The organism is Paenibacillus sp. MY03 (genome assembly GCF_002165585.1).
Classification (GTDB): Bacteria; Bacillota; Bacilli; order Paenibacillales; family Paenibacillaceae; genus Pristimantibacillus; species Pristimantibacillus agaridevorans.
Map to the genome: position 1 here is coordinate 173,295 of NZ_MXQD01000004.1, position 22,954 is coordinate 196,248.

Genomic DNA, 22,954 nt, shown 5'->3' on the forward strand with positions numbered 1-22,954 from the left:
GAATCCTCCTATCCTTTGTTTCGGATACGGTCCGCGATTGCCACGACAGCCCGGGCCGCATCCTCCAGTTCCTCCAAAGTATTCCCCAATCCGAAGCTAAATCTTACGGCCGAGTCCAGTCGCTCCGGAGATAAGTTCATCGCTTTGAGTACATGTGACTTCTCCAGAGATCCCGATGTGCACGCCGAACCGCTTGCGGCTGCTATGCCGGCCATATCCAGATTCATAAGCATGCTCTCTGTCTGCAAGCCCAAGAAGCTGACATTGACAATATGCGGCAATTGAAAGGCCGGGTCAGGATGGCCGTTAATAACAATTAACTCGCTGCCAATGCCTGCCTGCAAAAGCTCTACCCATCTCTTACGAAGCTTGTCCAAATAAGGTTGCTTTTTTTCTCGTTCGTTCACACAAATGTCAAGCGCGGCGGCGAATCCCGCGATTCCGGCAACATTTTCCGTTCCGGCGCGGCGCTTCCGCTCCTGCGAACCACCGTGGATTAATGGCTCGAAAGGCGTTCCGGCAGCTATATACAATGCGCCAACGCCTTGAGGCCCGCCTATCTTGTGGGCGGAAAAGCTCATCAGATCGACAGGCATCCGGGAAAGCTCGTAGCGGATCAAACCAAGTGTCTGGACGGCGTCCACATGGAAGACCGCGCCGATAGCCTGGACCGCTTCGCCGATATCCCCAATACGTTGCAGCGTGCCTACTTCGTTATTGCCATGCATGATGCTGACAAGCGCCGTATCCGGCCGAAGCGCATCTGCAACCTGATTCGGGTCGACGCTGCCATACTCGTCCACGGGCAATATCGTAAGTTCGAAATTTTCTTCGTCTCTTAGCCATTCGCAGGTATGGAGCACGGCATGATGCTCCGCAGCAGATGTCACGATATGGCTTCTGCCCTTTTTGCGCTGAGCTGTTGCCGCTCCGATCAAGGCGGTATTGTTGCTCTCCGTACCGCCGGAGGTAAACATCAGCTCGCCTGGCTTACAGCCGATTGCCGCTGAAATAGAATCACGCGCACGGCTGATTCGGCTTTTGGCAGCCCGTCCGTACGCGTGAACGCTGGAACCGTTGCCGCCAGGGCCTTGCATCAGCTCTACCATCGTTCTCACGGCTTCTGGATGCATGGGCGTTGTGGAGGCATGGTCGAAATAATGGTTGTTCATATTCGTCACCTTAAATGTAGAACATATAGGAGTCTTTTTTGTCGGCGTCTTGGTAATTAATCAAGTTCTCGAGCGTCGTGGAATCGAGCACCTCCGCAATGCTGTCGCGGATCCGCAGCCACAGGTTGCGCTTGGCGGGGTCGTCCTCTTCCGTAAAGTCTACCGGCGAGATCGGTCCTTCGAGAATGCGGATGATATCCCCTGAAGTAATGTCGGCGGGGTCCTTGGACAATATGTATCCGCCGTATGCGCCTCGAATACTCTTGACTAACCCTGCGTTTCGAAGCGGGGCGACCAGCTGCTCCAGGTAATGCTCGGATAATCCATTGCGCTCTGCAATGCTTTTCAAGGAGATAGGGCCTTCGCCGAATTTGGCTGCAAGCTCCATCATTATGGTGAGTCCGTAACGGCCTTTTGTCGATATTTTCATTGATAGCACCTCTCTCTATAAAACACTGTATTCCCATCATCCTTATATGTTAACATATCGATTGCCAATCGTGTGCAAAAAGCTTTATTCTTTCATGAAAAACTTTTGTCGATATGGTACAATGGAGCATGCTTTAATCCATTAGGCGGTGATTATTTTGGTCAAGAACAATGCGAATACGCGCGTCGTCGTCGGCATGTCGGGCGGCGTCGACTCTTCCGTGACGGCTCTTCTGCTCAAGCAGCAAGGCTACGACGTCATCGGCATATTCATGAAAAATTGGGACGATACCGACGAGTTCGGTCATTGCACGGCGGAAGAAGATTCCGAGGATGTACGCCGCGTATGCGATCAGATCGGCATTCCTTATTATACAGTCAATTTCGAGCGGCAGTATTACGATAAAGTATTCTCTTATTTCCTCGACGAATACAAGCGCGGACGTACGCCCAATCCCGACGTAATGTGCAATCGGGAGATCAAATTCGGCGACTTTCTCAACAAAGCGCTGGAGCTTAACGCCGACTTCCTCGCGACAGGCCATTACGCCCGCGTCGAACGCGATGCGGACGGCACGACTCGCCTGCTGCGGGGCGTGGACGGCAACAAGGACCAGACTTACTTCCTGAGCGCACTGAATCAGAATCAGCTTGCGAAGGCGATGTTCCCCATCGGACATCTGCCAAAGCCCGAAGTGCGCAGAATCGCGGAAGAAGCCGGCTTGTACACGGCCAAAAAGAAGGACAGTACCGGCGTCTGCTTTATCGGCGAGCGGAACTTCAAGGAGTTCCTTAGCGGGTACTTGCCGGCCAAGTCCGGCGATATGATCGATATCCGCACCGGCGAGAAGAAGGGCCGTCATGACGGTCTCATGTATTATACGCTCGGACAGCGCCAGGGACTTGGCATCGGCGGTTCGGGGACAGGCTCCGGCGAACCTTGGTTCGTTGCGGAGAAGGATCTGGAGCGTAACATTCTGTACGTCGTTCAAGGGGAGAAACATGTCAGCCTTTATTCGGAGAGTCTGATCGCTACGGACATCAACTGGATTGTGCCGCGCGGGGGGAGCGAAGGACCGCTACGGTGCACCGCGAAGTTCCGCTATCGCCAGCCCGATCAAGGCGTTATGGTGACTCTCCGCAACGACGGATCGGCACTCGTTAACTTCGACACGCCCCAAAAGGCCGTAACTCCGGGACAAGCCGTCGTCTTCTACGACGGAGAACAATGCTTGGGCGGCGGCACGATCGACGTCGTAAACAAAGTGCCTGCCGACTTGCCGGTATAATAAGAGTCCGAAAGACCTCCGAACGATCTCGAGGCGAAACGCTAATAGGACGAACCCAACTGTGGTTATCAGCCGCAGTATCGGTTCGTCCTGTTTGGCTTATCGCTAATCGCCGAGGAAAACAATGTCGGACTGTCCGTGCCTGGCTTCAGCCTCCAAGCTGCGAACAGTAAGACGAGAAACGCGCAAATGCAATGTCTCCTCAACATGCATTTCATATTGTCCGTCGATGGCGACATGCTGCCCGATCTTTGGCGGGAAGTCGACCCTTGCGTACATCCACCCGCCAATCGTGTCGAACTCATCCGTCTCGATCGCCGTGCCGAAGTAGCTGTTGACCTCTTCGATCAACATAAGCCCGCTGATCGAATGCGAGCCATCCTCCCGCTTTATAATCCCTGGGGTTTCGGTATCGAATTCGTCCTGAATATCGCCTACGATCTGTTCCATAATATCCTCCAGCGTGACAAGCCCGGAGGTCCCTCCGTATTCGTCGATCAAAATGGCGATCTGGCTTCGTTTCTTCTGCATCAGCTTGAGCAGAACGCTAATGGGGATATTCTCCGGAACCGTCGTTACAGGACGGATCAACGAAGACAGATCGCTGGATTGCCGCTGATCGTCCTTGAGCAGGTCTTTAATATGAACGAAACCTGTTATATTGTCTTTATCATGTTCGCAGACGGGATATCGGGTACGCATGTGCCCAATGGCGATAGCCTTGTTCGCCGAGAGAGAGAGGCCTGCTCGCAAACAAATCATGTCGATGCGGGGTATCATGATTTCGCGGGCGGTTGTGTCGGTGAATTCGAAGATATTATCGACAAGCGTAAGCTCGGTCTGGTCGATATAACCTCTCTGATGGCTTTCCTTCATAAGAGTCCGCAAGTCCGCTTCCGTATGTGCGTCTCCATAACCATTCGACGGATCGATACCCAACATCGGCATAAAGACGTTCGCAATTCGCAATTGCAGCCGCAACACGGGCAGGAGCAGGATATACGTCAGTCTGATCGGGCGGGCCATGCGAAGCAATGCAGCTTCCGCATTGCGCTCGACGGCTCTTAGCGGAATCAACTCCCCAAATACGAACAACAAGGTGACGCTGATCGTATAAACGATGATACAAGACAACACCCATGACGTATCCGGAGAGCCTGCACCTAATTCTTCCAGCCATGGGGAGACGCGTCCTTCTGCTGCCCAATAAGACAACAAACCTAATCCGATCACGGCAATTGCCTTGCCCAGCCGGCATGCCGCTGCGTAGAGCCCGCGGCTTTCCAATAGTGAGCCCGCAAGCGGATGACGAGGGAATCCATCCTCCTTCCCGCGCTCTTCGACCCGGTTCATTCGGGCAAGGGTAATTGCCGCATGAGCCGCAACAAAAAAAGCGTACATTCCCATGATGGCCAATACGACGACAAACAACCAGCCTAATGATAAGGGTTCACTCAAACGTTGTCCCGCCCGACGCTGCATGCCGGTAGCATGGCTGACGGCAGGCCCACCTCCCTTGCAGACGACTGGATATCATAATTGATATATATTCATGGCGGCTTTTCCTTTATGAATGTCGTAAACGAAACGAAGCATAGAAAGTTCACGACTCTGCAACGAATTCATGGGGGACGTTTCGTCGGCGGCGATTTTGTTTTGGTATAATGATAGGAGCCTTGCCCGCAGAACGCCAATAATTACCATCACATAGCAAAGAGGAGGAAAATGATTATGAAACGTATATTGTTGATCTGTCTGGCTCTTATCTGGCTGCTTCCGCAAGCGGCGCTTGCCCACTCCAAGCTGACGGAAAGCGTACCGGAGAAGGATTCCACATCGGAAGCGGCGCCTCAGGAAATCCGGCTTACTTACGACACGCAAATCGAGAAAATCAGCAACTTCAAATTGTTTGATGCAAGCGGCGCGGAGGTTGCGCTTGGCGAGACGCTGGTGGAGGGCGACACGATGTCCAATCGGCCGAACGCTCCGCTCGGCAACGGAGATTATACCGTCAAATGGACGATTGTCGGCGCAGACGGACACGCCATCGAAGGCCAATACGGTTTCTCGATAGCTGCTCCGGCAGCAACGGCGACACCTGAGCCAACGGCCACTGTAGCTCCTACTGACGGGGAAGCGACGGAAGAGCCTGCCGCAACCCAGGAGCCTGCTGCGACGGAAGATAATGAATCGGCACCTTCCCCGTCGCCATCCACGCCGCCGGATTCGGAGGAAACCGGCAATAACGAGGACAAATCCGGCATGTCGCCTTTGATCGCGATTGGCGGTATTATCGTTATCGTAGCGGTTGCGGCGGTACTCCTTAAAAGAAGGAAGCCATGATCTATATTAGCGAAGGTTTACTTTACATCTGCTTTGCCATTTTGACGGGCTCGCTGCTGCTCCGGCTCATACCGGAGCGGCTTCGGCCATCCATACATGTGCCGGATGGCGTATTGCTGGCATGCGTTGCCGCGATTCCCGTGCTTTCTTTTGTTCCGCTTCATAGTCTCGCCATGTTGTTCTCCACCCAATTCGAAATTTCGTACGGAGAGATGATGCGCAGCATTCTGATCGACGTTAATTCCGGCAAAGCATGGGTATGGACAGTCGTCGGCTCTGCCGGACTTATAGTACTGCTTGGCGTCAAGTCGTTCCGCAAGGACCGCCATATGCCCAAGATCGCATTGTTCGTAACGCTTCTGTTAATCGTCTGGTTAGGTTATGCCAGCCATGCTTCATCGTTGAGCCCCACCAAAGGTTTGATTATACATACGGCGCATTTCTTAGGCTTCACGGTATGGATTGGCATCCTGTTCGTTGCGGGCTGGTTCGCCAAGGATGACCGGAATTGGCCGGCGTTCCTGGGCTGGTTCTCCCCTGTCGCCATAGGAGCCGTTATTTTAACACTAGCAGCCGGTTTTACGCTCATGACCTTTACGACGCAGGACTATGTCAAGTCTTGGATCTTGCCGTACGGTCAGGCGCTTTTGCTTAAGCATGCGCTAATTTTGCCTTTGCTCGTCTTTGCGTTTACCAATGGCTTTCTCTACCGAAAAATGTCTCTGAACAACGAGTCGTTCAGCCCGAGGGTCTGGCTCAAGGCAGAAGGCGTAGTTGCCCTGCTTGTCCTTGCAGCTACTGCTGTTCTCGGTCAGCAAGCGCCTCCGCACAACGTGCAGGAGACGCTGCAGGTGGAATCTCCGTCTCCGTTGTTCACGCGCATCTTCCAAGCCCCTTACAGTCCGGACATGGATTTTACGTTTAACTGGACGGGCAGCGGTATTATGCTATTTGCCGCAGCGCTTATTATGCTTGGCGGCATCATCGCGATGTATCGTGCCAGACGCCCGGCCTTCGCGCTGGCGATGGGCATTTTCGCGGCTGTATTCGCCTATCTTGGCGCCATGTTCTCTATGGCTTGACATTTTCATTTTAGCCGTACGCATGATAGCAATTGTTTTTTTGTAGATCCATGTTTCCACGTTTCTCGCAATAAACAGAACTCGCGGTAATAACCGTTCTTTTATTTAAATTATTTAATTGGCGCTGGGCTGTCCGCGGCAAACGATTGATCATTGCAACAGCTTCGGTCCTTATTGCGGGTGCGGGTTGGCCATAATACAGTTGCCGATCGTGATAACCGACCGATAATTTGCCAACGTTGATCACCCGTCGTTTTGACCCTGAGTACGAAATAGCGCTGTCTCAGAAATGCTCGAATGATAGGGCAACGTTCCCATCTATACGTGAAAGGACCTCGAATTCCACTGCAAAGTGGAGGATGAGGTCCTTTTACTTTAAAAAATCCGACTTGACTTGGGTCTCGAAAATTCACAATTTGGCGTTTTGGACAACCCCTATTGCTTCTGGAGGCCTTTTCGTGGCCCGTGAGTATGAAATTTCATACACAATAGCACCGAACCTGTTTTTCGAGGCTCGCGTATATACATCCTGCGTTTGGTTCGCCTTAATCATTCCTGCGCATACCTTCCGTTTGTCCGTATACCGCCATCCGCTTCCTCGAGACGTAGAAAAATGGGGCGCTCGTCCGGTGTTTGGTTCGGAGCATGAACGGCCAGCAGCCGCTCGCCGCCGAAGGTGCGGAACACCATCCCGTGACCGCCATCGTCGTGATACAAAGGATCCGGCGCTTGCTCCCAAGGTCCCAGCACATCCCCGGAACGGGAACGGGCAAGGCCCAGCGCGTACCGATTGTCGATAAAGCTCGCCCATAACATGTTCAGCACACCGTCCTCCCCATGGAACAGATAGGGACCATCCGTTACATAATTGTTCCGCCCGGGATAACGTTTATGAAGGAATGGCGTCGTCCACGGAGCCTCCGAAGCCTTGAACAGCAGCATAGGCTCGCCCTCGGCCCGCTTCAAGTCGGCAGACAGTCGAACCGCCCGCACCTCTCCGTCCCCAGTCTGCTGCCATTCGTGGCAGAACACCATCCAGGGATTTCCCTCCGAATCCAGATGCAGGCTGCCGTCCAACGAGCTCCATTCCACTGGCGTTACAGGACCGTCGCTGTGCGGTACAAAAGGACCCAGCGGACTTTCGGCTACCAGTACGGCCGTGCCAAGCAAACCATTATCCTTGCGGCGGAACGTCGCGAACATATACCATCGTTTGCCGACCTGGTACACCTCCGGCGCCCAGAAGTTTGTGTCGGAATAAAAGTTATCATCCGGGCGGAACACCGGCAGCGGTCCATCCCACGTTGCCAGGTCCTCGCTAACGTACGCATCGAAGCCCGTTCCCTTTCCCCAAATGTTGCTGTCCGTGCTGCCGTACATATAATATCGTCCCTCCCGCTCCAGCGGAACGACAAAAGGGTCGCGAATTTGAATGTCCTCCAGCGTTTTCATGCATCGTGCCTCCTCTTATTCGTACGTTGGATAGACGATGCCAATATCCTGAACGCTGACGAACGTTCCATCCCTGTAAGCCAGCACTTCATTGCCATTGACTTCGAAAGTAGTCCGGGCCCCGTTCCACTCGACTTCCCCGCGGACCTTCTGTACGGACATCCCTGTCAAACCGAGCAGCTCTCCCTTGCGGTTCGTCCTCACCCTAATGCCGCCCGGGTACGTCATCCATATCGTGTTGTCCCGAAACAGCAAGGAGCCTTCTTTGCCGTTAACCAGCTCAAACCGAATGCCGTCTACCGTTCTGCTGTATGCCGTCTCTTCGGCGATTTCCTCGCCGTGGTCCAATGGGTACGGTCTTAAGGCCGTGAACCATAGTTCGCCGTCCGGAGTAGGACGGATGCCGCACAGCCTTTCGACGAAGTCCAGCACGCATAGGATCGAGGGCGAATAAGCTTCCGTGTACCCTTCCTCCCCCGTCCATGGACTGATCGTCTGCCCGAATCTTTTCATCCGTGCGGCGGCGGACAGTATCGGCTGAATAACCCACGTCAGCTCCACATGGCGGCCGTGTTTCTCAAACGCATGAGGCGCCCTGATGATGCTTAGGAAATTCGATGTGCCCCCCCAGGTGTTGTAAGCGGAGGACGGGTCGAATCTGGGATCATCCATGGCGATAGACGTAAAAGGATATTTGGCGAAAAACTTGCGCGTATTGAGCAAATACCGCCCAAGCATCTCGTCGAAAAAGCTGCGGTCTCCAACCTCGCAAGCCATTACCCGCAACAGTACGTCGGACTGAATACGCACGAACCGCTCATGGCGGTCGCGGTCATAGAAGAACCGATCCCGCTCGTCGAAGCAATAACCGAAAAGAGCCTCCAATGTCTGCTCTGCTTTGGAGCCCCATCCCGAATCCGGAAGACCAAGCGTCTCCGCCATCTTGGCCAGATACAAACGCTGGCAATAGACGTTGGCCGTCAGATCCGGCGCGAGAAACGGGAGAACGGGCGAATTAGGATCGACAGTGGCAGGATCTCCTCCGTGCGGCGTATCCGGAACATGCCAAAACCTCGGCGATAGATCATGCCCCGTGTCGAATGTGCTAAACGCCTCGATGCAGCCGGTTCCGCGAGTATTGCGGTATTGCATCAGCCAATCGTCGTATCGCTCCATTGCGCTGTACATCCGGTGAAGGAAGGATTCGCCGCCGCCATTAAGACGGTAATGATTCCATACGGATCTCGCAAGCGGCGTCACCAGCTGAATTTGCCGGTAGACCGGACCATGCTCCGTAACCTTGTAGGGCATTAGCCCATCTTTCCGCTGATGCTCGGCAAAAGAGGCGAAAGTCGCTTCCGCCACGGAAGGCACGAACCGCGACAGCAGCTCCGCATTGATCGTGCCCGTGCTCTCCAGCCAGCAGCCCCGGTACACGCCTCCTTCGTGCAGGATAGGCGTCCCGCTTTCGCCGGTAGGCACGATGCAGCTCAGCAAGGATCGCATCGCGTTGCCGTGCGTCTCCTCCAACTGGCCGGAGGACGCCGCAAACGCGACGCCCCCTGCCTCCCATTCTGCCGCGACCGCTTCGTGCTCGGGACTTAGGCCGTTCGCCGACTCGAACCTTTCGTGGATATTATGGTTTCGTAATTTTTCCAGCAATTGTTCATTCATGATGAGAGATCACCTGCCATTATTGGTTGCTGTTGAGAATTTTGACCGCGTTCTGGTAGAAATCCTTGACCGCCTGCTCCACCGTCTTGCGTCCGAAACCGATTTCCTGAACCGTTGTTTTTCCCATCTTCTCGAATTCGGCGTTGCCCGGAGGATTGTAGCTGACCGCGAACGGCTCGGTTTTCGTAGCGTCGGATACACGGCTTGTATAATCGTAAACGATCTTGTCGACGTCGCTCGCTTCCGCTTCCAGCAGACTGCGGTTCTTCGACGTCACGGGCACGCCGCGGTTGTTGCCGAGAATCTTCGCCGCTTCCGGATCATTAATAAAGAAACTGACCAGCATAGCGACTTCCTTTGGATGCTCCGTCTTCGCATAACCCGACAAACCTTGGCTGGATTCGAACACGACGCCGGTTCCCTTCGGTCCTCTCGGCAGCTGCACCATCGTCAGCGGATCTTCAGTCAGACCTTGATAAGCTCCGAGCTGATTGGAAGGAATGAGGTTCATCGCGGCTTTGCCGGATGTGATCAACGATTTGCTGGGATCATCGATTGGATGCGATACCGCAAGCTCCGGCGTTACAACCCCGCCGCCTTCCGACGTCTTCGACCAGTAGCCGAACCAGTCCAGCGCGTTTTTCTCCTCGAAACCGAGCTTGCCGGCCGCCATGTCGTAGAGCTGGGCGCCGTTTTGCTTGTAGGCGATGTCCATGCCCTCGAACGTGAAGTTATACGTGCCGTAGTAGCCATCGCCAAGCTTGGCCGCGATTTCGTTGCTGATTCTGGCGTAATCGTCCCAGTTCCAGCCGTCCTGCGGCACGGGAATGCCTGCTTGCTCGAACAACTTCGTATTTACGACGATGCCCCTTGCGTTCGCGCCTGCCGATACATGGACCAGCTTGTCGGCGAGCGTGCCATATTGAATCATAGCAGGATCCATGTCGGAGAGATCCAGTTCATTTCCTACATACGGCGTCAGGTCCAGCAGCACATCCTTGTTCGCGTAATCGACAACGTTGCCTCCCAGGAAAAAGACGTCCGCCGCCGTTCCGGAAGCAAGCTGCGTATTCAGCTTGTCGAAGTAGCCGGATGACGGAGCGAATTCTCCGATGACCTTGATGTTCGGATTTTTGTCCATGAACAGCTTCAGGACCTGGTTCGTAATATCGGCACGCGCCTGGTCTCCCCACCACATGACGCGCAGCTCTACCTGCTCTCCTCCGCCCGCGTTGCTGCCGCCTGTACTGTCAGGGCTCGGCGAACTGCTTGCCGCGCCTCCCGCTCCCGTTCCTCCCGAGCAAGCCGTAGCCAGCATGCTGATCGCGACAACCGCACCTACTGCTAATTGACGTTGACGTTTTAACATGTCGATCTCCCCCATTATCGTAAATGTGATGTGACTTCGCCTTACAACGTCATCTTACCGAATGACCGAAGGAAGCGGCATACCATTCCTTCGGCACTTGACTTATCATTTTTTCGGGTGCCTTCGCCCGCTTTACTTTAATCCCGTCGTCGCGATGCCTTCCAGGAAGTAACGCTGGAAGACGAGGAATACAGCCGTTATCGGAAGCAGGGACAAGGCCGACATGGCCAGCAGCGCTCCCCAGTCCGAGGAACCGCTGGGGTCGAACAACGCCCGAATCCCGAGCTGCACGGTGAACAGACGAATGTCGCTCAGATAGATCATCTGGCTAAAGAAGTCGTCCCAGGTCCAGATGAATGTAAAGATCGCGGTTGTAATAAGCGCCGGCGTCAGCAATGGCAGCATGATGCGGAAATAAATTTGTTTGTAGTTGCAGCCGTCGATCGTCGCGCTTTCGTCGAGGTCCTTCGGTATCCCGCGAATAAACTGCACCATAAGCAGAATAAAAAACGAGTCGGTCGCCAGCCACTTCGGCAGGACGAGCGGGTAATACGTATTGATCCAGTGCAGCTCGTTAAAGATGACGTATTGCGGCACCAGCGTTACATGGTAAGGCAGCATGATCGTCACAAGCATAAGGGCGAACCAAAGCTTGCCGAACGAAAACTTTAGCCTGGCGAACGCGAACGCCGCAAGCGAGCAAGTTATAACGTTGCCAAGCACGCTAAGGATGGAGATGACAAACGAATTCGCGAAAAATCGGCCGAACGAAATCCCCTGAAAACCAGTCCAGCCGTTCATGTAATTGTCCAGCGTAAACGTAGCGGGCCATAAGGAAGGGTCGGAGAAGATGAGCTGATTCGGCTTAAAGGAGCTGGCGATCAGCCATAACACGGGATAAATCATCAGCAGTCCCAAAGCGATGACGGGCAGATGCTTGAGCGGCCCGGCAAGTCTGGTTTTCATCGTAGTTGCGGTAGTCATGGCCTCCTTACCTCCCTTCCTTATTATCGCCATAGAATACCCAATATTTCGAAGTGACGAAAATGACGGCCGTCAACAATCCGATAATCAGCAGCATGATCCAGGCGAGCGCCGATGCATATCCCATTTCGAAGAACGAGAACCCTTTCAGATACAGATACAGGGTGTAGAACATTGTTGCGTCAAGCGGGCCGCCGCGGCCGTCGCCGATAACGAATGCCGGCGTGAATGCCTGGAACGAATTGATGACGCCCATAACCAGATTGAAGAAAATGACGGGCGTCAGCATGGGCAGCGTAATGCGGCTGAACCGTCGCCAGCCATTGGCGCCATCCACTTGCGCCGCTTCGTACAGATCGGCGGGAATCTGCTTGAGACCGGCAAGGAAGATAACCATTGCCGAACCGAACTGCCACACGGATAACGTCACGATCGTGTGAATAATATAGTCGGGATGGGCAATCCAGGACGGCCCTTCGATGCCAAGCCAGGCCAGAGCGCGGTTGACCGCGCCGGTTCCGTCGAAAATCTGGCGCCAGACGATCGCGATCGCCACGCTTCCTCCAAGCAGGGATGGAATGTAATACACCGTCCGATACAAGCCGATCGCGCGCAGCCCTTTATTCAGCACCATGGCGATCATTAACGCGAAGGCCAGTTTGAGCGGCACGGAGAGGAACACATATTTAAACGTCAGCCACAAGGAGCCTCTAAACGTGTCGTCCTCGGCAAAGATGCGCGCGTAGTTCTCGACACCGATCCAGGTCGGCGGGGACAGCAGCGTGTATTTCGTAAGCGATAAGTACAGCGAGCCGGCCATCGGTCCGGCCGTCAACAGGAAAAATCCGAGCAGCCACGGCAGCAGAAACAGATACGCCGTCCGATTCTGATCGCGAGCCAAGGATTTGCGTGAAGTTCCCATGGCAAAGCCCCCTTCGAGTGATGAATGCACGATCAAACGTGCTGTACATTCATCATAAGCAAGGAGGCTTTTCGTTAACATCTTATTTCTTCGGGAGTTCGCTATCGTTTTTTTCAGATGGGCGCTGGCGGTATTCGGACGGAGACAAGCCGTACATACGTTTGAACCGGGAGCTGAAGTAGCTCGGATTGGAGAAACCCGTCAGCTCGGATATGTCCCACAGCCCGAGGGACGTCTCCGTCAGAAGCTTGGCCGCATGCCCCATTCTCACATCCGATACGTACCCAATGAACGTCTTCCCCGTCTTCGCCTTGAACAATTCCGAGAAGTAAGACGGGTTGTAGTTGAATTTCTCGGCCAGCGAGGTCAGGTTCAGCTCGTACATGTAATTTTCGTCGATGTAGGCCCGGGAAGCTTCGATGACGGAAATCTCCGCGTCTTCTCCGCGTTCGCCCAACCGGTCGACGACGGAACCCGCCAGCTTGCGGAGATGGTCGGCCGCCAGCTCCGGCGTCCGAAGCTGCAAAGCGACATCCGGACGCAGCCATAAGGAGTCTTTGCCGTCGAAGGGAGCTCCTGCTTGCTCCGCAAACGATTCTATCGCGAGATGAAACCGGAAGATCGTTTTCACCAGCATCGTTCTGGAATATTGCTGCGCCTCCACCAACGACTCCATGACGAGCCGTCCGAACGTTTCCAGCTCTCCCTTCTTCAGCACGCGGTGAAGCAGCTGAACCTTCTCTTCCGGCAGAAATGCCGGCTCCTCCGAGGGACGATCCGTTTGGCGGCCGTTGCCTTCCGACAGATGCCAGGACAGCAAAGCGGTGGAATATCCTTCCCTCCACTGGGCAAATCCAGTTACGGCTTCCCCGATGCCTATCGTCGGCTCGAAGCCGAGATGGCTGCGGACGGCTCCCCTTAGCTCGTCCATATAGGCATGGGCTTGACCTTTGTCGCCGCGGACGATGGCATGTATGAGACCGGGATAATGTTCGTCCCGGAATATTAGCACGGCATCCTCCCTGCGCTCGGCCAGCTCGCGGCAGAGCAGCTCGAAGGGAAGCCGAAATTGACGCGCGGGACGGCTCTCCTCTCCTTCGGAGCGCTCCAGCAGTCCTGCGCTTACGAACCACACGGCGCCTTCGTTCCACGCTTCCAGTCCGAATCGCTTCGCCCGCTCCAGACGTCCGCCGGGCTCCTCCGCGCCTCCCCTCGCCAATTGCAAGAGGAATCCGTCCCTCAGCTCCTTATAGTACCGGGAGAGCTGCCACTCCATATCTTTGGCGCGCCGCGCGTCCTCTACTTCCTTATCGAGTTCCGTCTTGACTTTTACGAGCGCATCCGTCAGCTCGTCGCGCGCGACTGGCTTGAGCAAATAATGTCTCGCTTGGTGACGAACAGCCGCATGGGCGTATTGGAAATCCTCGTAGCCGGTCACCACGATGAGACAAATGCCGGGATCCAGCCTCCTGCAAGCCTCCAGAAACGACAAGCCGTCCATGACCGGCATGTTCATATCCGTTATAACGATGTCGCAGGGCTCCTGCTCCAGCAGCTCCAGCGCTTCCTTGCCGTTGGAGGCTTCCCCCGCGATTCGCAGTCCGAGCGCCTCCCAATCCACCTTGAGCCGGATGCCTTGCCGGATCTCCTGCTCGTCATCCACGATCATCACGTTGTACATCGCTTAGTTCCTCCTGTATCGGAATGAGCAGCGCAATGGAGGCGCCGCCGAGTTCGCTTGTTCCGATATGGAACCGGAACAAGTCCCCGTAATAGAGACCGCACCTTGCAAGCACGTTGCCGAGCCCGATCTGCTTGCTCTTGCTCACGAGCACATCCTCCATTCGGGCACTCAGCGTTTTGTCCCGCAGCTCGTTGATTGTCTCCTCGGGAATGCCTGGACCATTGTCTTCCACGACTAGTCGGATATGGCCTTCCGCCCGCTCCGACCTTACATCCACGTAGACTTCCGAGCCGTGCCTGAATCCGTATTTCACGGCGTTTTCGATCAGAGGCTGGAGTATGAACTTGATGACGGTGTGCCGTTCCAATCCTTCCGTCTTGTCGATGGAAAGGTGGAGGCGGTCGCCGAAGCGCACGCGAAGGATGGAGGCGTAATCGCCTGCGTATTTGAGTTCATCCCCCAGGCTCACAATATCATCGCTCATGCGCAAGGAAAAGCGCATCATCCTTCCTAGCGATTCGATAACGTCCACATTGTCATCCGTTCGCTTCTGCATGGCCAGACTGCTCATCAGCTCCAGCGTGTTAAACAGGAAGTGCGGATTGATCTGCATAAGGAGCGCCTTGTACTCCGCCTGCTGACGGAGCAGCTTCAGCTCAAATTCCGTCTTGATGTGCTGACGAAGCTGGACGACCATCTTACGGAACGTCGATGTTGCAAAACCGACCTCATTGCGAAGCCCCACTTCCGGCGGCATTCGAAGCTCCGCCTGGGCGAAGTCGCCGCGCTGGACGTGCCGCATGGCTGCGACGAGGCGGGACAGCGGCTTGGAGATGCTGTGGGACAGCCATATCGCGAGCCCGACGGATAACAGGAGCACCAGCGTGGCAATCGCGATCATACTTTGGCGGAGGTCGAACAGTTCCGCGTACAGATCGCTCTCCGGCACGATGCCGACCAGCATCCAGTTCGTCCGCTTCAGCTTTTTAAAGACGATGATCTCCCTCTGACCGCTTGAATTGTCCGAATGGATGACGCCTTGCTTGCGCGAGTCTTGCTTAAGCGTTCGCACCAGCTCCGTCCTCTCCTCCGTCGGCTCGAAGCCTTCTTGGCCGAGCATCGGCAGCCCGTTGGAGCCAAGCAGATGGATGGAGCCCGTCACTCCCAGGTGAATCCGGTCCAGCGGCTCCAGGAAATAGTCGGTGCTTACATTGATTTTCATGAAGGCGCTTGCGTGTCTGGGCTCGAACTCGGCGATAGGCATAATCATGCTGACGACGGGATTGTCATTATTAAAACGCCGCTCGACAAGGTCGACATGCCCGGCCACCCAGCGTTCCCCCTTTCCCTTGAAATCCCGATACCAGCTCTCTCCAAGAAACGTCGCATCTTCCCCGAATTGATTTTCGCCGCTGACCCACAGACCGTCATCCCGGTACACCGTTACGCGCTGCACGCTCGTATAGCTGTTGGTCGCTTGGGTAAGGAAGGTGCTCATCTCCAGGTTGGAAAGGATTTTCTCTCCCGTAGGCAAGCCCTCCTCCCCGAGCCGATCGTCCCAGTCGCGTGTCGTCTCGTTGTTGAACACGAGCGAAGCGACATCGTATACTCCCATCTGAACCATGTCTACGTAGGAGCCGTACTCCTCCATCTTCTCCAGCGCGGAGGACTCCAGTTGAGAGAGGATGATCGACCTCGATTCGTTAAACAAGACGGCCGACAACGCGCCGAAGGACAACACGAACAATAAAATAAAGATTGCGATAAGCCTGCTTTTGAGCGAGTAGAACATAACCTTCCTCCCAGCCTGTTACTCATCAGAAATCGCCGAACACGGAATTTCCAGCTTGACTCGGGTTCCATGGCCTTCGCTGCTGCTGATGTCCAGCCTGTGTCCGTACAGCATCTGAAGCCGACGGTTGACGTTGCTTATGCCGATCCCTCCAGACTTCCCCTGCTCCAGCATATGCAGCTTGTCCTCGCTCATACCGACGCCGTCGTCCTCTACCACGATTTCGATCGCAGCCCCGATTCGCCGCACGGCAATTTGTACAGTCCCCCCGGACGGCTTTTGTCCGATTCCGTGCCGCACAGCGTTCTCGACAATCGGCTGAAGCGTCAGAGGCGGCATCATGCAATGCAATTTTTCGTCCGCTTCATAATGGATCTGCAGCCTTTGCCCGAAACGCAGCTGCTCGATAGCCGTGTATGCTTTGACCAGCTCAAGCTCGCGGCTCAAGGCAACCATTTCGCTATCGAATACAAACGTAAATTTGGAGCGCAAGTAGGTCGTTAGATGATTGATCGTTTCGCGAAGCTTATCCGTATCCTTATAGCTTAGTCCTACCAAACTGTTTAAGGTGTTATACAAAAAATGCGGCGTAATTTGCGCCTGTAGAAAGTCCATTTCCCTGCGTATCGCGTTTTCCGAAGAGCTTTTCATCGCGAGCAGCGACTGCATCCTTGCTTTCAGTTCCGCTAGCTCGAACGGCTTCTGCACGATATCATTGGCCCCTGCGGCGAAGGAGGCAACGATGTCTCCTGTCTGTCCCGAGGCTGTCAGCATCAGCACAGGCAGCTCCGCAAGCCCCTGCGTGGACCGAATGGCTCGACATACCTCCCGACCCGATATTCCCGTCAGCATCAAGTCGAGCAATATCAAGTCGGGTTTGGGGGATCCCCGCAATGCCTCAAGCGCCTCTTCCCCGCTGTTTACCGCCGTATATCCATAACGCAAGGAAGTTACCGCATCGATTAATACTTTAATATTAGAAGGTTCGTCATCTACGATAAGAACATGAAATTGCGCCTCGAGATCCCCTTGCGAAACACCGGACATCATATCGATCGCAGACGGCTCACCCTCCATCGCTGCAGCTGCTTCTTCCGACTGTTTGTCGATCGGCAGCGTAAAGGAAAATGTAGAGCCTCGCCCTACCGTTGACTCCACATGGAGCTTGCCTCCGTGAAGCTCTACCAATTGCTTCGTAATGCCAAGCCCCATACCAAGACCGATGCCAAAACTTCTGCGGACAGGATCCTTGCCTTCGTCCTCATACTTTACAAAAGGCTGAAAAATTTCGGCGAGCGCTTGGGCCGGAATGCCAATCCCGGTATCGGTCACGGTTACGACCAGGAGATCATCCTTCCGCTTGGCTGCTATACTTACCGTTCCGCTTTCCGTAAAATTCAATCCGTTCTCCAGCAAGTTGTGCAAAATTTGCTTTAACCTGTTTTCATCGGCGATGACCAGAGGCAGCTCGTTCGGCAGCCCGTTGACGAGCCTCACTTCCTTATTGACAGGTGCAATCGACAACGTCTCCATAACGAATTGAACGGAATTTCCGAGATTGACCGAAGTAGGATGAATCAATAGCTGACCATGCTTGATCCGGTTCATGTCCAGTATATCGTGTACGATTCCGGCGAGACGCCGCCCCATCAGATGAAGCAGGCGGATGTTGTCGCGATGGTCGTCTTGCAGAGGGCGATCCCGGTTGTCAAGCAACGACTGGGACAAGTTAATGATGCCATGCAACGGCGTTCGCAGTTCATGCGATGTTTTGACCAAAAAATCGTCTTTCTGGCGGTCATAGATCAGTAGCTGCTCGGCCAGCTGCGTACTCTTGCGGAAGTTCTCCTGAAGCCGCTCCGACATAAGCAATGCCTGGGACAAGACGAGCAGCAGCGGAGTTACGATCATGTAGAAAGGGTTATCCAATGCCAGCTGATAACGCAATTGCGCAAAGAGCCAGGTCACGATCAGGAAGAAGACGCCTAGCAGCGTATAATAACTGCCATGTACGCCCCTGCTGCGACTGCGGAACACGCTGTACACGATCGTCGCGAATACGGCAAATTGAACAGGTATGGCCAGCCAAAGCGTCGATGTCAAATAACGGTTGGGCAATACGATAATAAGCGCCAAAAACACATACGCGAATCTGCTTAACCAAACAAATACGACATTTTTTTGTTGACCGAGATAGTTGTGGACATAGGTGGCAAAAAAATAAAACGCGAACAAAGATAAAATAAAAATCAGCTTTTGCAGCAACGAAAAAGGGAGTTCCGGAAAAAGAATCATCGCCAATATTTCATTGTCGATGCCGAAAAACAAACCGGTCGACAAACAAAAAAGGCAAAAATGCATTAAATATCTTTCCTTGCCCCATTGTCTAAACATGCCCGCATAATATAATCCGAATGCCAGCATGATGGTGATCAATGTCATGTCGGCCAGTCGCGCGGCATCGAGTTGAGCCTTTACATCGTTCGTAAACCCGAAATCCGGAGCCTGAACGACTCCTCCTCCCAAATAGTCGTAGCTGGCTACTTGAATGATGATTTCCGCCACGCCTTGCTCCAGCATAACCGATCCGAAGAAGGGAGCGTTGCTTGGGACAAATTGTTCAGCCGCCATGGACGGGTTGCCGTTTCCTCCAATATCGAAGCCATTTATATAAATACGGCTGGACAACCGGATTTTATTGGCGCGCAAGCTATAGATTCCCGTCTCGTTCACTTGCAACAGCAATCGATAGGTGGCGGCACCGTGACCGTTATTGTAACCGGAAGTGAACATCTTCTTCAAGCTGCCCGGCACTTGAACAACCTCTCTCGATGATTCGAGCCGCGCTGCGTCCGCCCGGAAATCATCCGGCCCGAGCAGCATGTTCTCGTACAGCTCCCACTCGCCTCGCAGCTCCAGTACGCCATCGTCCGCAAAACTCCAGCCCCTCGCGTCCAGGAGGCCGTCGACGGCCTCGATCTTCCGATCGGAAGGAGAAAGCCACTGGTATACGCTAAATATATTAACAAGACCGAATATGACGATCATCCCAAACAAAACAATATGTTTGTTGTACATGTATGCCATCCTGCTCCAATCCTCTAGCTCCATCCTCTACATAACATTCTGCATGAATCGACACGATCCTCCTCCCGTTCGACAACAATCCCGGTTCAGACAAATAAGTACAACAAAACCCAGTACCTTAGGAGGTACTGGGTCACAAATACCCGGATTGCTTGTTCACGACTGGCATGGGATCCAGAGCTTTTCGACAGCCCTTTGTTTATTTTGGACTGGCAGCCTGACTGACAACGGCATCCCAGCCTATGCTGCGGAACCAGAGCTTGTCCTGATTTTCGCACAGGGCGACCTTGACGTATTCGATCATATTCGAAGGCAGCTCGCTCAGCGGGAACCATCTCAGTTCCTCGCATTTATGCGGCTCCATGTTCATGATCTCGCCTTTCCAGGCCCTTACGGTTAAATAAAAATCGATCCACTCCGAACCGGATCCGTTAGGATTCCTGCGATGGGCGACGCCGGTCACCTCCAGCTCGGACGGGTCAATATCGACGCCGGCCTCTTCTTTAGCCTCTCTAATCGCGGCCGCCTTCACTTCTTCATTGCCATCGATCCGTCCCGCCACCACGCTCCACTTGCCATCCTCGAAGCCCGTATTTTTCCGCTTTAGCAACAACACTTCATCTTCACGGAAAAACAGGAGATGCACCGCTCCGTAAAATACAGGCGTTCTTTTAACAACAACTTCCGCCATGCTGCTCGTTTCCCCTTCTCCATTCGTTTCTTCGCCAACCCGGCAATAAAAACCGTCAAAAAGAACAAGCAGCTTTAAGTGGACCGCCGCTGCTGGTTTTGTTTGATTCGATCCTCCGTCCCTTGCTCCGAGGCATGGTAGAACGTCTTGCCCGCAATTGGATCCGGCAAGTACTGCTGCTTGACGTAATGGCCAGGATAATCATGCGGGTACTTATAACCCTCGTGGCCGAGCTCCGCTGAGCCCTTATAATGGGTATCGCGCAGATGCAGCGGAACTTCGGCATTGCCAGCCCGCTCGATCGCACTCATTACATTGCCGATCGCGACGGCCGTCGCGTTGGACTTGGGACTCTCCACGGCGAATAGAATCGCTTGGGCGATGTTGTATTTGGCCTCCGGCCAGCCGATCTTGTGATAAGCGTCCATCGCCGTTACGGCTTGTATCATGGCTTGCGGATTCGCAAGTCCGATGTCCTCGCTGCACGCGACGATAAGTCTGCGAATAAACGTCATGGGATCCATGCCGAGCCTCTCCACCGCGTAGAGAAACCAGAACAACGCAGCGTCGCTGGAGCCGCGCACGCTCTTGTGGAAGGCAGAAAGCACGTCGTATTGCGTGGACAGATCCGCCCGGATGGTCGGCTTCCGTATGGACTCCTGCGCCACCTCCAGCGTCAGCCGGACGGTCCCATCCGGCTGCGAGGGCGTCGTCACCGCCGCCAGCTCAAGCGCGTTGAGCGCCCGCCTGATATCGCCTCCGGCCATCGCCGCGATGTGGTCCAGCGCATCCTCGTCCGCCTGCAGCTGCATAAAGCCCAGCCCCCGCTCCGCATCTGCAAGCGCACGCCTCATCGCTTCCAGCGCGTGACGCTCTTCCAGCGCCTGCAGCTGGAACAATGTCGAGCGCGACAACAAGGCTCCGTTAACATGATGGAACGGATTTTCGGTCGTTGCTCCGATAAATACGATGATGCCTTGCTCCACAGCCGGCAGCAGCGCGTCCTGTCTCGATGTATTGAAACGGTGAACCTCATCAAGGAACAGTATCGTCTTCTTGCCGTACAACGTCTTGTTGCTGCGAGCGCGGTCGATAACGTCGCGAACATCCTTGACGGAAGCGTCAACGGCGTTCAGCTTAACAAAGTCTCCCTTCGTTGTCAGGGAAATGATATGGGCTAACGTCGTTTTGCCGCAGCCGGGGGGGCCGTACAGCAAAATCGACGAAACTTGATCCCCTTGTATGGCTCGTCTGAGCAGCTTGCCCTCGCCCACGATATGTTCTTGTCCGATATATTCGTCCAGCGTCCGGGGTCTCATCCGGTCCGCCAGCAGCTTATCTCGCGGTGTCTCTTCTTCCTGGTACGTAAACAAATCCATGGCACAGCTCAATCCTTCATACGAAAATGATGTAATGATAAATCAATCATAGCATATCCGTACAAACGTTCGCCACCTATACGCGGCCCCAGTACAGCTCCGTATCGTAAACAATCGTCACGAATCCCTTCTCCTGGTTGGCTTCGAAGATCGAAGCAAGTTTCTCCATCATAGGCTCATAATTTGGATGCCCCGGCAGCGGGCAATAAGAGGAAGAGAGCAGTCTTCCTTTTACGCCTTCGGCATCCAACCGCTGCTCCGACGCAAATACGTCAAGAGCGGGTCCTCCATCTCGGAAAAACGAAGCGATAGTAGCGGGCGTTATATATTTATGCGCCACCTTCTCGTAATCCGTTCCGTAATCGAGGAGCAACTGCTCGAATTGGTCCAAGAATGGCGTTCCTTTTGTTCGCCTGGAATTCCAGATGAGCGCGACCTGCCCATCCGGCTTCAAAATGCGGCGGAATTCTTCTCGGGCAGCAGCTCTGTCGAACCAGTGAAACGATTGCGCGCAGACGATATGGTCTACCGACTCATCTTCCAGTTCCGTCACTTCCGCGGAAGCCGCGACGGACGTGTAACGCGAATTATCCGCATGTCTTTTTTCCGCCGCTCCCCTCATGGCTTCATTAGGTTCGATGGCCACTACTCGGCTGCCGCGGTCCAGCAACAGACCGGAGAAAATGCCAGTGCCCGCTCCAACATCGGCAATGATGCTTTCCTTGGAGAAGCCGACCTTTGAATACAGAAAGTCCAGCGCCGCGGCCGGGTAACTTGGTCGATACTTCACATAAGAATCCACGCGTTCCGTAAATCGTTCCTTGCTATTCAGGCTGCTCATCTCTTTTTTCCTCCTTCGACATGGTCGTTACTCCGTCTCTATCGTATTGCAGAAATTCCAGCCGATTGCCGAACGGATCCTCCGCGAACAATCGTTGCAGTCCTTCATCTTCCCTCAACGCATCGTCAGTGACAGGAACTCCTGCCTCGACCAGTCTGTTACGAAGCTCATCCAAGCCGATCATCGCGAAGCCAGGATGCGCCTTCTTCGCAGGCCGAAAATCTGCCTGAACGCCGATATGAACCTCGTGCATTCCGCATCGGAACCAAGCTCCGCCGCGCGCCTGCAGGCTCGCCGGCTTGGGCAGCTCCTCCCATCCCAAAACGCCGCCGTAGAAACGTCTCGCTTCGGCTTCGCATCCCGCTGGGGCAGCAAGCTGCACATGGTCGATGCCCGTGAAACGAATTGTCATCCACATTACCTCCTTTTGAGGTTCGAACGTCGATCGGTTCTTCATCGACCGGTCCCTTTTACATGTTTACTTTTGATCCGAGACATAAACGCAGGTACATCCATCAACAGATAACGAATACTCAACAGGTCGTCGAAGTTTCGCATAGTGAAACTGTGTTTTATTTCTTTATGTGACATATTTTATCCCACTTTCGATATTCGCACAATCGCTTAACGGATCTATTTTTTTAAACTAATTCTTCAGCACCGGCGAGGGCTCTTTATAGCTGATTTTTCAGCTATATCCGGCGGATCCACACCAGCGAGGCCTCATTATAGCTGATTTTTCTGCTATATCCGGCGAATCCACA

Annotated in this window: 18 protein-coding genes; 3 read left to right on the forward strand and 15 right to left on the reverse strand. The window is 54.1% G+C overall.

Annotation, left to right across the window (positions count from 1 at the left end; translation table 11 throughout):
* Positions 1-8: 8 nt before the first annotated feature.
* Both B1748_RS03395 and cymR read right to left on the reverse strand, forming a co-directional pair.
* A complete protein-coding gene (locus tag B1748_RS03395; protein WP_087566459.1) occupies positions 9-1,172 on the reverse strand; it encodes a cysteine desulfurase family protein in 1,164 nt (387 codons plus the stop codon).
* Positions 1,173-1,182: 10 nt separating this feature from the next.
* A complete protein-coding gene (gene cymR / locus B1748_RS03400) occupies positions 1,183-1,602 on the reverse strand; it encodes a cysteine metabolism transcriptional regulator CymR (RefSeq protein ID WP_087566460.1) in 420 nt (139 codons plus the stop codon).
* A gap of 157 nt (positions 1,603-1,759) precedes the next feature.
* Here cymR and mnmA point away from each other — a divergent pair, with 157 nt between their 5' ends.
* The gene (gene mnmA, locus B1748_RS03405) at positions 1,760-2,890 is read left to right on the forward strand and encodes a tRNA 2-thiouridine(34) synthase MnmA (protein WP_087566461.1); all 1,131 of its coding nucleotides are present in this window, start codon (positions 1,760-1,762) and stop codon (positions 2,888-2,890) included.
* 105 nt (positions 2,891-2,995) lie between these two features.
* On the opposite strand, the gene B1748_RS03410 is transcribed toward mnmA, so the two are convergent.
* Positions 2,996-4,348 carry a hemolysin family protein gene (locus B1748_RS03410; protein WP_256975511.1) on the reverse strand — a complete coding sequence of 451 codons (1,353 nt, stop codon included), beginning with the start codon at positions 4,346-4,348 and terminating at the stop codon, positions 2,996-2,998.
* 273 nt (positions 4,349-4,621) lie between these two features.
* On the opposite strand from B1748_RS03410, the gene B1748_RS03415 reads away from it, so the two are divergent.
* Complete coding sequence (locus B1748_RS03415; protein ID WP_179215351.1) at positions 4,622-5,233, forward strand: copper resistance CopC family protein; 612 nt, start codon at positions 4,622-4,624, stop codon at positions 5,231-5,233.
* Entirely contained in the window at positions 5,230-6,315 is a 1,086-nt protein-coding gene (locus B1748_RS03420; RefSeq protein ID WP_087566464.1) for a copper resistance D family protein, read from the forward strand. The genes B1748_RS03415 and B1748_RS03420 overlap by 4 nt, the downstream gene beginning before the upstream one ends.
* Before the next feature lie 549 nt (positions 6,316-6,864).
* Here the strand turns inward: B1748_RS03420 and B1748_RS03425 are convergent.
* The 12 genes from B1748_RS03425 to B1748_RS03480 form a co-directional block, all read right to left on the reverse strand.
* Positions 6,865-7,767: a glycoside hydrolase family 43 protein gene (locus tag B1748_RS03425; RefSeq protein ID WP_087566465.1), complete on the reverse strand. Its 903-nt coding sequence runs from the start codon at positions 7,765-7,767 to the stop codon at positions 6,865-6,867.
* A 15-nt stretch (positions 7,768-7,782) separates the two neighbouring features.
* Positions 7,783-9,441: an MGH1-like glycoside hydrolase domain-containing protein gene (locus tag B1748_RS03430; protein WP_087566466.1), complete on the reverse strand. Its 1,659-nt coding sequence runs from the start codon at positions 9,439-9,441 to the stop codon at positions 7,783-7,785.
* Positions 9,442-9,460: 19 nt separating this feature from the next.
* The gene (locus B1748_RS03435) at positions 9,461-10,810 is read right to left on the reverse strand and encodes an ABC transporter substrate-binding protein (protein WP_087566467.1); all 1,350 of its coding nucleotides are present in this window, start codon (positions 10,808-10,810) and stop codon (positions 9,461-9,463) included.
* A 132-nt stretch (positions 10,811-10,942) separates the two neighbouring features.
* The gene (locus B1748_RS03440; RefSeq protein WP_256975512.1) at positions 10,943-11,794 is read right to left on the reverse strand and encodes a carbohydrate ABC transporter permease; all 852 of its coding nucleotides are present in this window, start codon (positions 11,792-11,794) and stop codon (positions 10,943-10,945) included.
* Between the two features lie 7 nt (positions 11,795-11,801).
* Positions 11,802-12,716, reverse strand: coding sequence for a carbohydrate ABC transporter permease (locus B1748_RS03445; protein ID WP_087566468.1), 915 nt, complete (start codon positions 12,714-12,716; stop codon positions 11,802-11,804).
* 82 nt (positions 12,717-12,798) lie between these two features.
* Positions 12,799-14,397, reverse strand: a complete 1,599-nt coding sequence (locus B1748_RS03450) for a response regulator (RefSeq protein WP_087566469.1) — start codon at positions 14,395-14,397, stop codon at positions 12,799-12,801.
* Positions 14,372-16,192, reverse strand: coding sequence for a cache domain-containing sensor histidine kinase (locus B1748_RS03455; protein ID WP_087566470.1), 1,821 nt, complete (start codon positions 16,190-16,192; stop codon positions 14,372-14,374). The genes B1748_RS03450 and B1748_RS03455 overlap by 26 nt, the downstream gene beginning before the upstream one ends.
* An 18-nt stretch (positions 16,193-16,210) precedes the next feature.
* Positions 16,211-19,270 (reverse strand): ATP-binding protein, encoded by a 3,060-nt coding sequence (locus B1748_RS03460; RefSeq protein WP_179215352.1) that lies wholly within the window; start codon positions 19,268-19,270, stop codon positions 16,211-16,213.
* 208 nt (positions 19,271-19,478) lie between these two features.
* On the reverse strand, positions 19,479-19,970 hold the full coding sequence (locus tag B1748_RS03465) for an NUDIX hydrolase (RefSeq protein ID WP_087566472.1): 492 nt from the start codon (positions 19,968-19,970) through the stop codon (positions 19,479-19,481).
* A 74-nt stretch (positions 19,971-20,044) separates the two neighbouring features.
* Positions 20,045-21,349 (reverse strand): replication-associated recombination protein A, encoded by a 1,305-nt coding sequence (locus B1748_RS03470; protein WP_087566473.1) that lies wholly within the window; start codon positions 21,347-21,349, stop codon positions 20,045-20,047.
* A 76-nt stretch (positions 21,350-21,425) separates the two neighbouring features.
* Entirely contained in the window at positions 21,426-22,190 is a 765-nt protein-coding gene (locus B1748_RS03475; protein WP_087566474.1) for a class I SAM-dependent methyltransferase, read from the reverse strand.
* On the reverse strand, positions 22,174-22,602 hold the full coding sequence (locus B1748_RS03480) for a VOC family protein (protein WP_087566475.1): 429 nt from the start codon (positions 22,600-22,602) through the stop codon (positions 22,174-22,176). Before B1748_RS03480 ends, B1748_RS03475 begins: the two co-directional genes overlap by 17 nt.
* Positions 22,603-22,954 lie beyond the last annotated feature (352 nt).

Excerpts from the sequence above, each read along its gene's own strand:
- B1748_RS03430 (WP_087566466.1), bottom strand. The coding sequence starts at position 9,441 with ATGAATGAACAATTGCTGGAAAAATTACGAAACCATAATATCCACGAA.
- B1748_RS03480 (WP_087566475.1), bottom strand. The coding sequence starts at position 22,602 with ATGACAATTCGTTTCACGGGCATCGACCATGTGCAGCTTGCTGCCCCA.
- B1748_RS03470 (WP_087566473.1), bottom strand. The coding sequence starts at position 21,349 with ATGGATTTGTTTACGTACCAGGAAGAAGAGACACCGCGAGATAAGCTG.
- B1748_RS03450 (WP_087566469.1), bottom strand. The coding sequence starts at position 14,397 with ATGTACAACGTGATGATCGTGGATGACGAGCAGGAGATCCGGCAAGGC.
- B1748_RS03425 (WP_087566465.1), bottom strand. The coding sequence starts at position 7,767 with ATGAAAACGCTGGAGGACATTCAAATTCGCGACCCTTTTGTCGTTCCG.
- B1748_RS03415 (WP_179215351.1), top strand. The coding sequence starts at position 4,622 with ATGAAACGTATATTGTTGATCTGTCTGGCTCTTATCTGGCTGCTTCCG.
- B1748_RS03465 (WP_087566472.1), bottom strand. The coding sequence starts at position 19,970 with ATGGCGGAAGTTGTTGTTAAAAGAACGCCTGTATTTTACGGAGCGGTG.
- B1748_RS03435 (WP_087566467.1), bottom strand. The coding sequence starts at position 10,810 with ATGTTAAAACGTCAACGTCAATTAGCAGTAGGTGCGGTTGTCGCGATC.
- cymR (WP_087566460.1), bottom strand. The coding sequence starts at position 1,602 with ATGAAAATATCGACAAAAGGCCGTTACGGACTCACCATAATGATGGAG.
- B1748_RS03455 (WP_087566470.1), bottom strand. The coding sequence starts at position 16,192 with ATGTTCTACTCGCTCAAAAGCAGGCTTATCGCAATCTTTATTTTATTG.
- B1748_RS03445 (WP_087566468.1), bottom strand. The coding sequence starts at position 12,716 with ATGGGAACTTCACGCAAATCCTTGGCTCGCGATCAGAATCGGACGGCG.
- B1748_RS03440 (WP_256975512.1), bottom strand. The coding sequence starts at position 11,794 with ATGACTACCGCAACTACGATGAAAACCAGACTTGCCGGGCCGCTCAAG.
- B1748_RS03395 (WP_087566459.1), bottom strand. The coding sequence starts at position 1,172 with ATGAACAACCATTATTTCGACCATGCCTCCACAACGCCCATGCATCCA.
- B1748_RS03420 (WP_087566464.1), top strand. The coding sequence starts at position 5,230 with ATGATCTATATTAGCGAAGGTTTACTTTACATCTGCTTTGCCATTTTG.
- B1748_RS03460 (WP_179215352.1), bottom strand. The coding sequence starts at position 19,270 with ATGTACAACAAACATATTGTTTTGTTTGGGATGATCGTCATATTCGGT.
- B1748_RS03475 (WP_087566474.1), bottom strand. The coding sequence starts at position 22,190 with ATGAGCAGCCTGAATAGCAAGGAACGATTTACGGAACGCGTGGATTCT.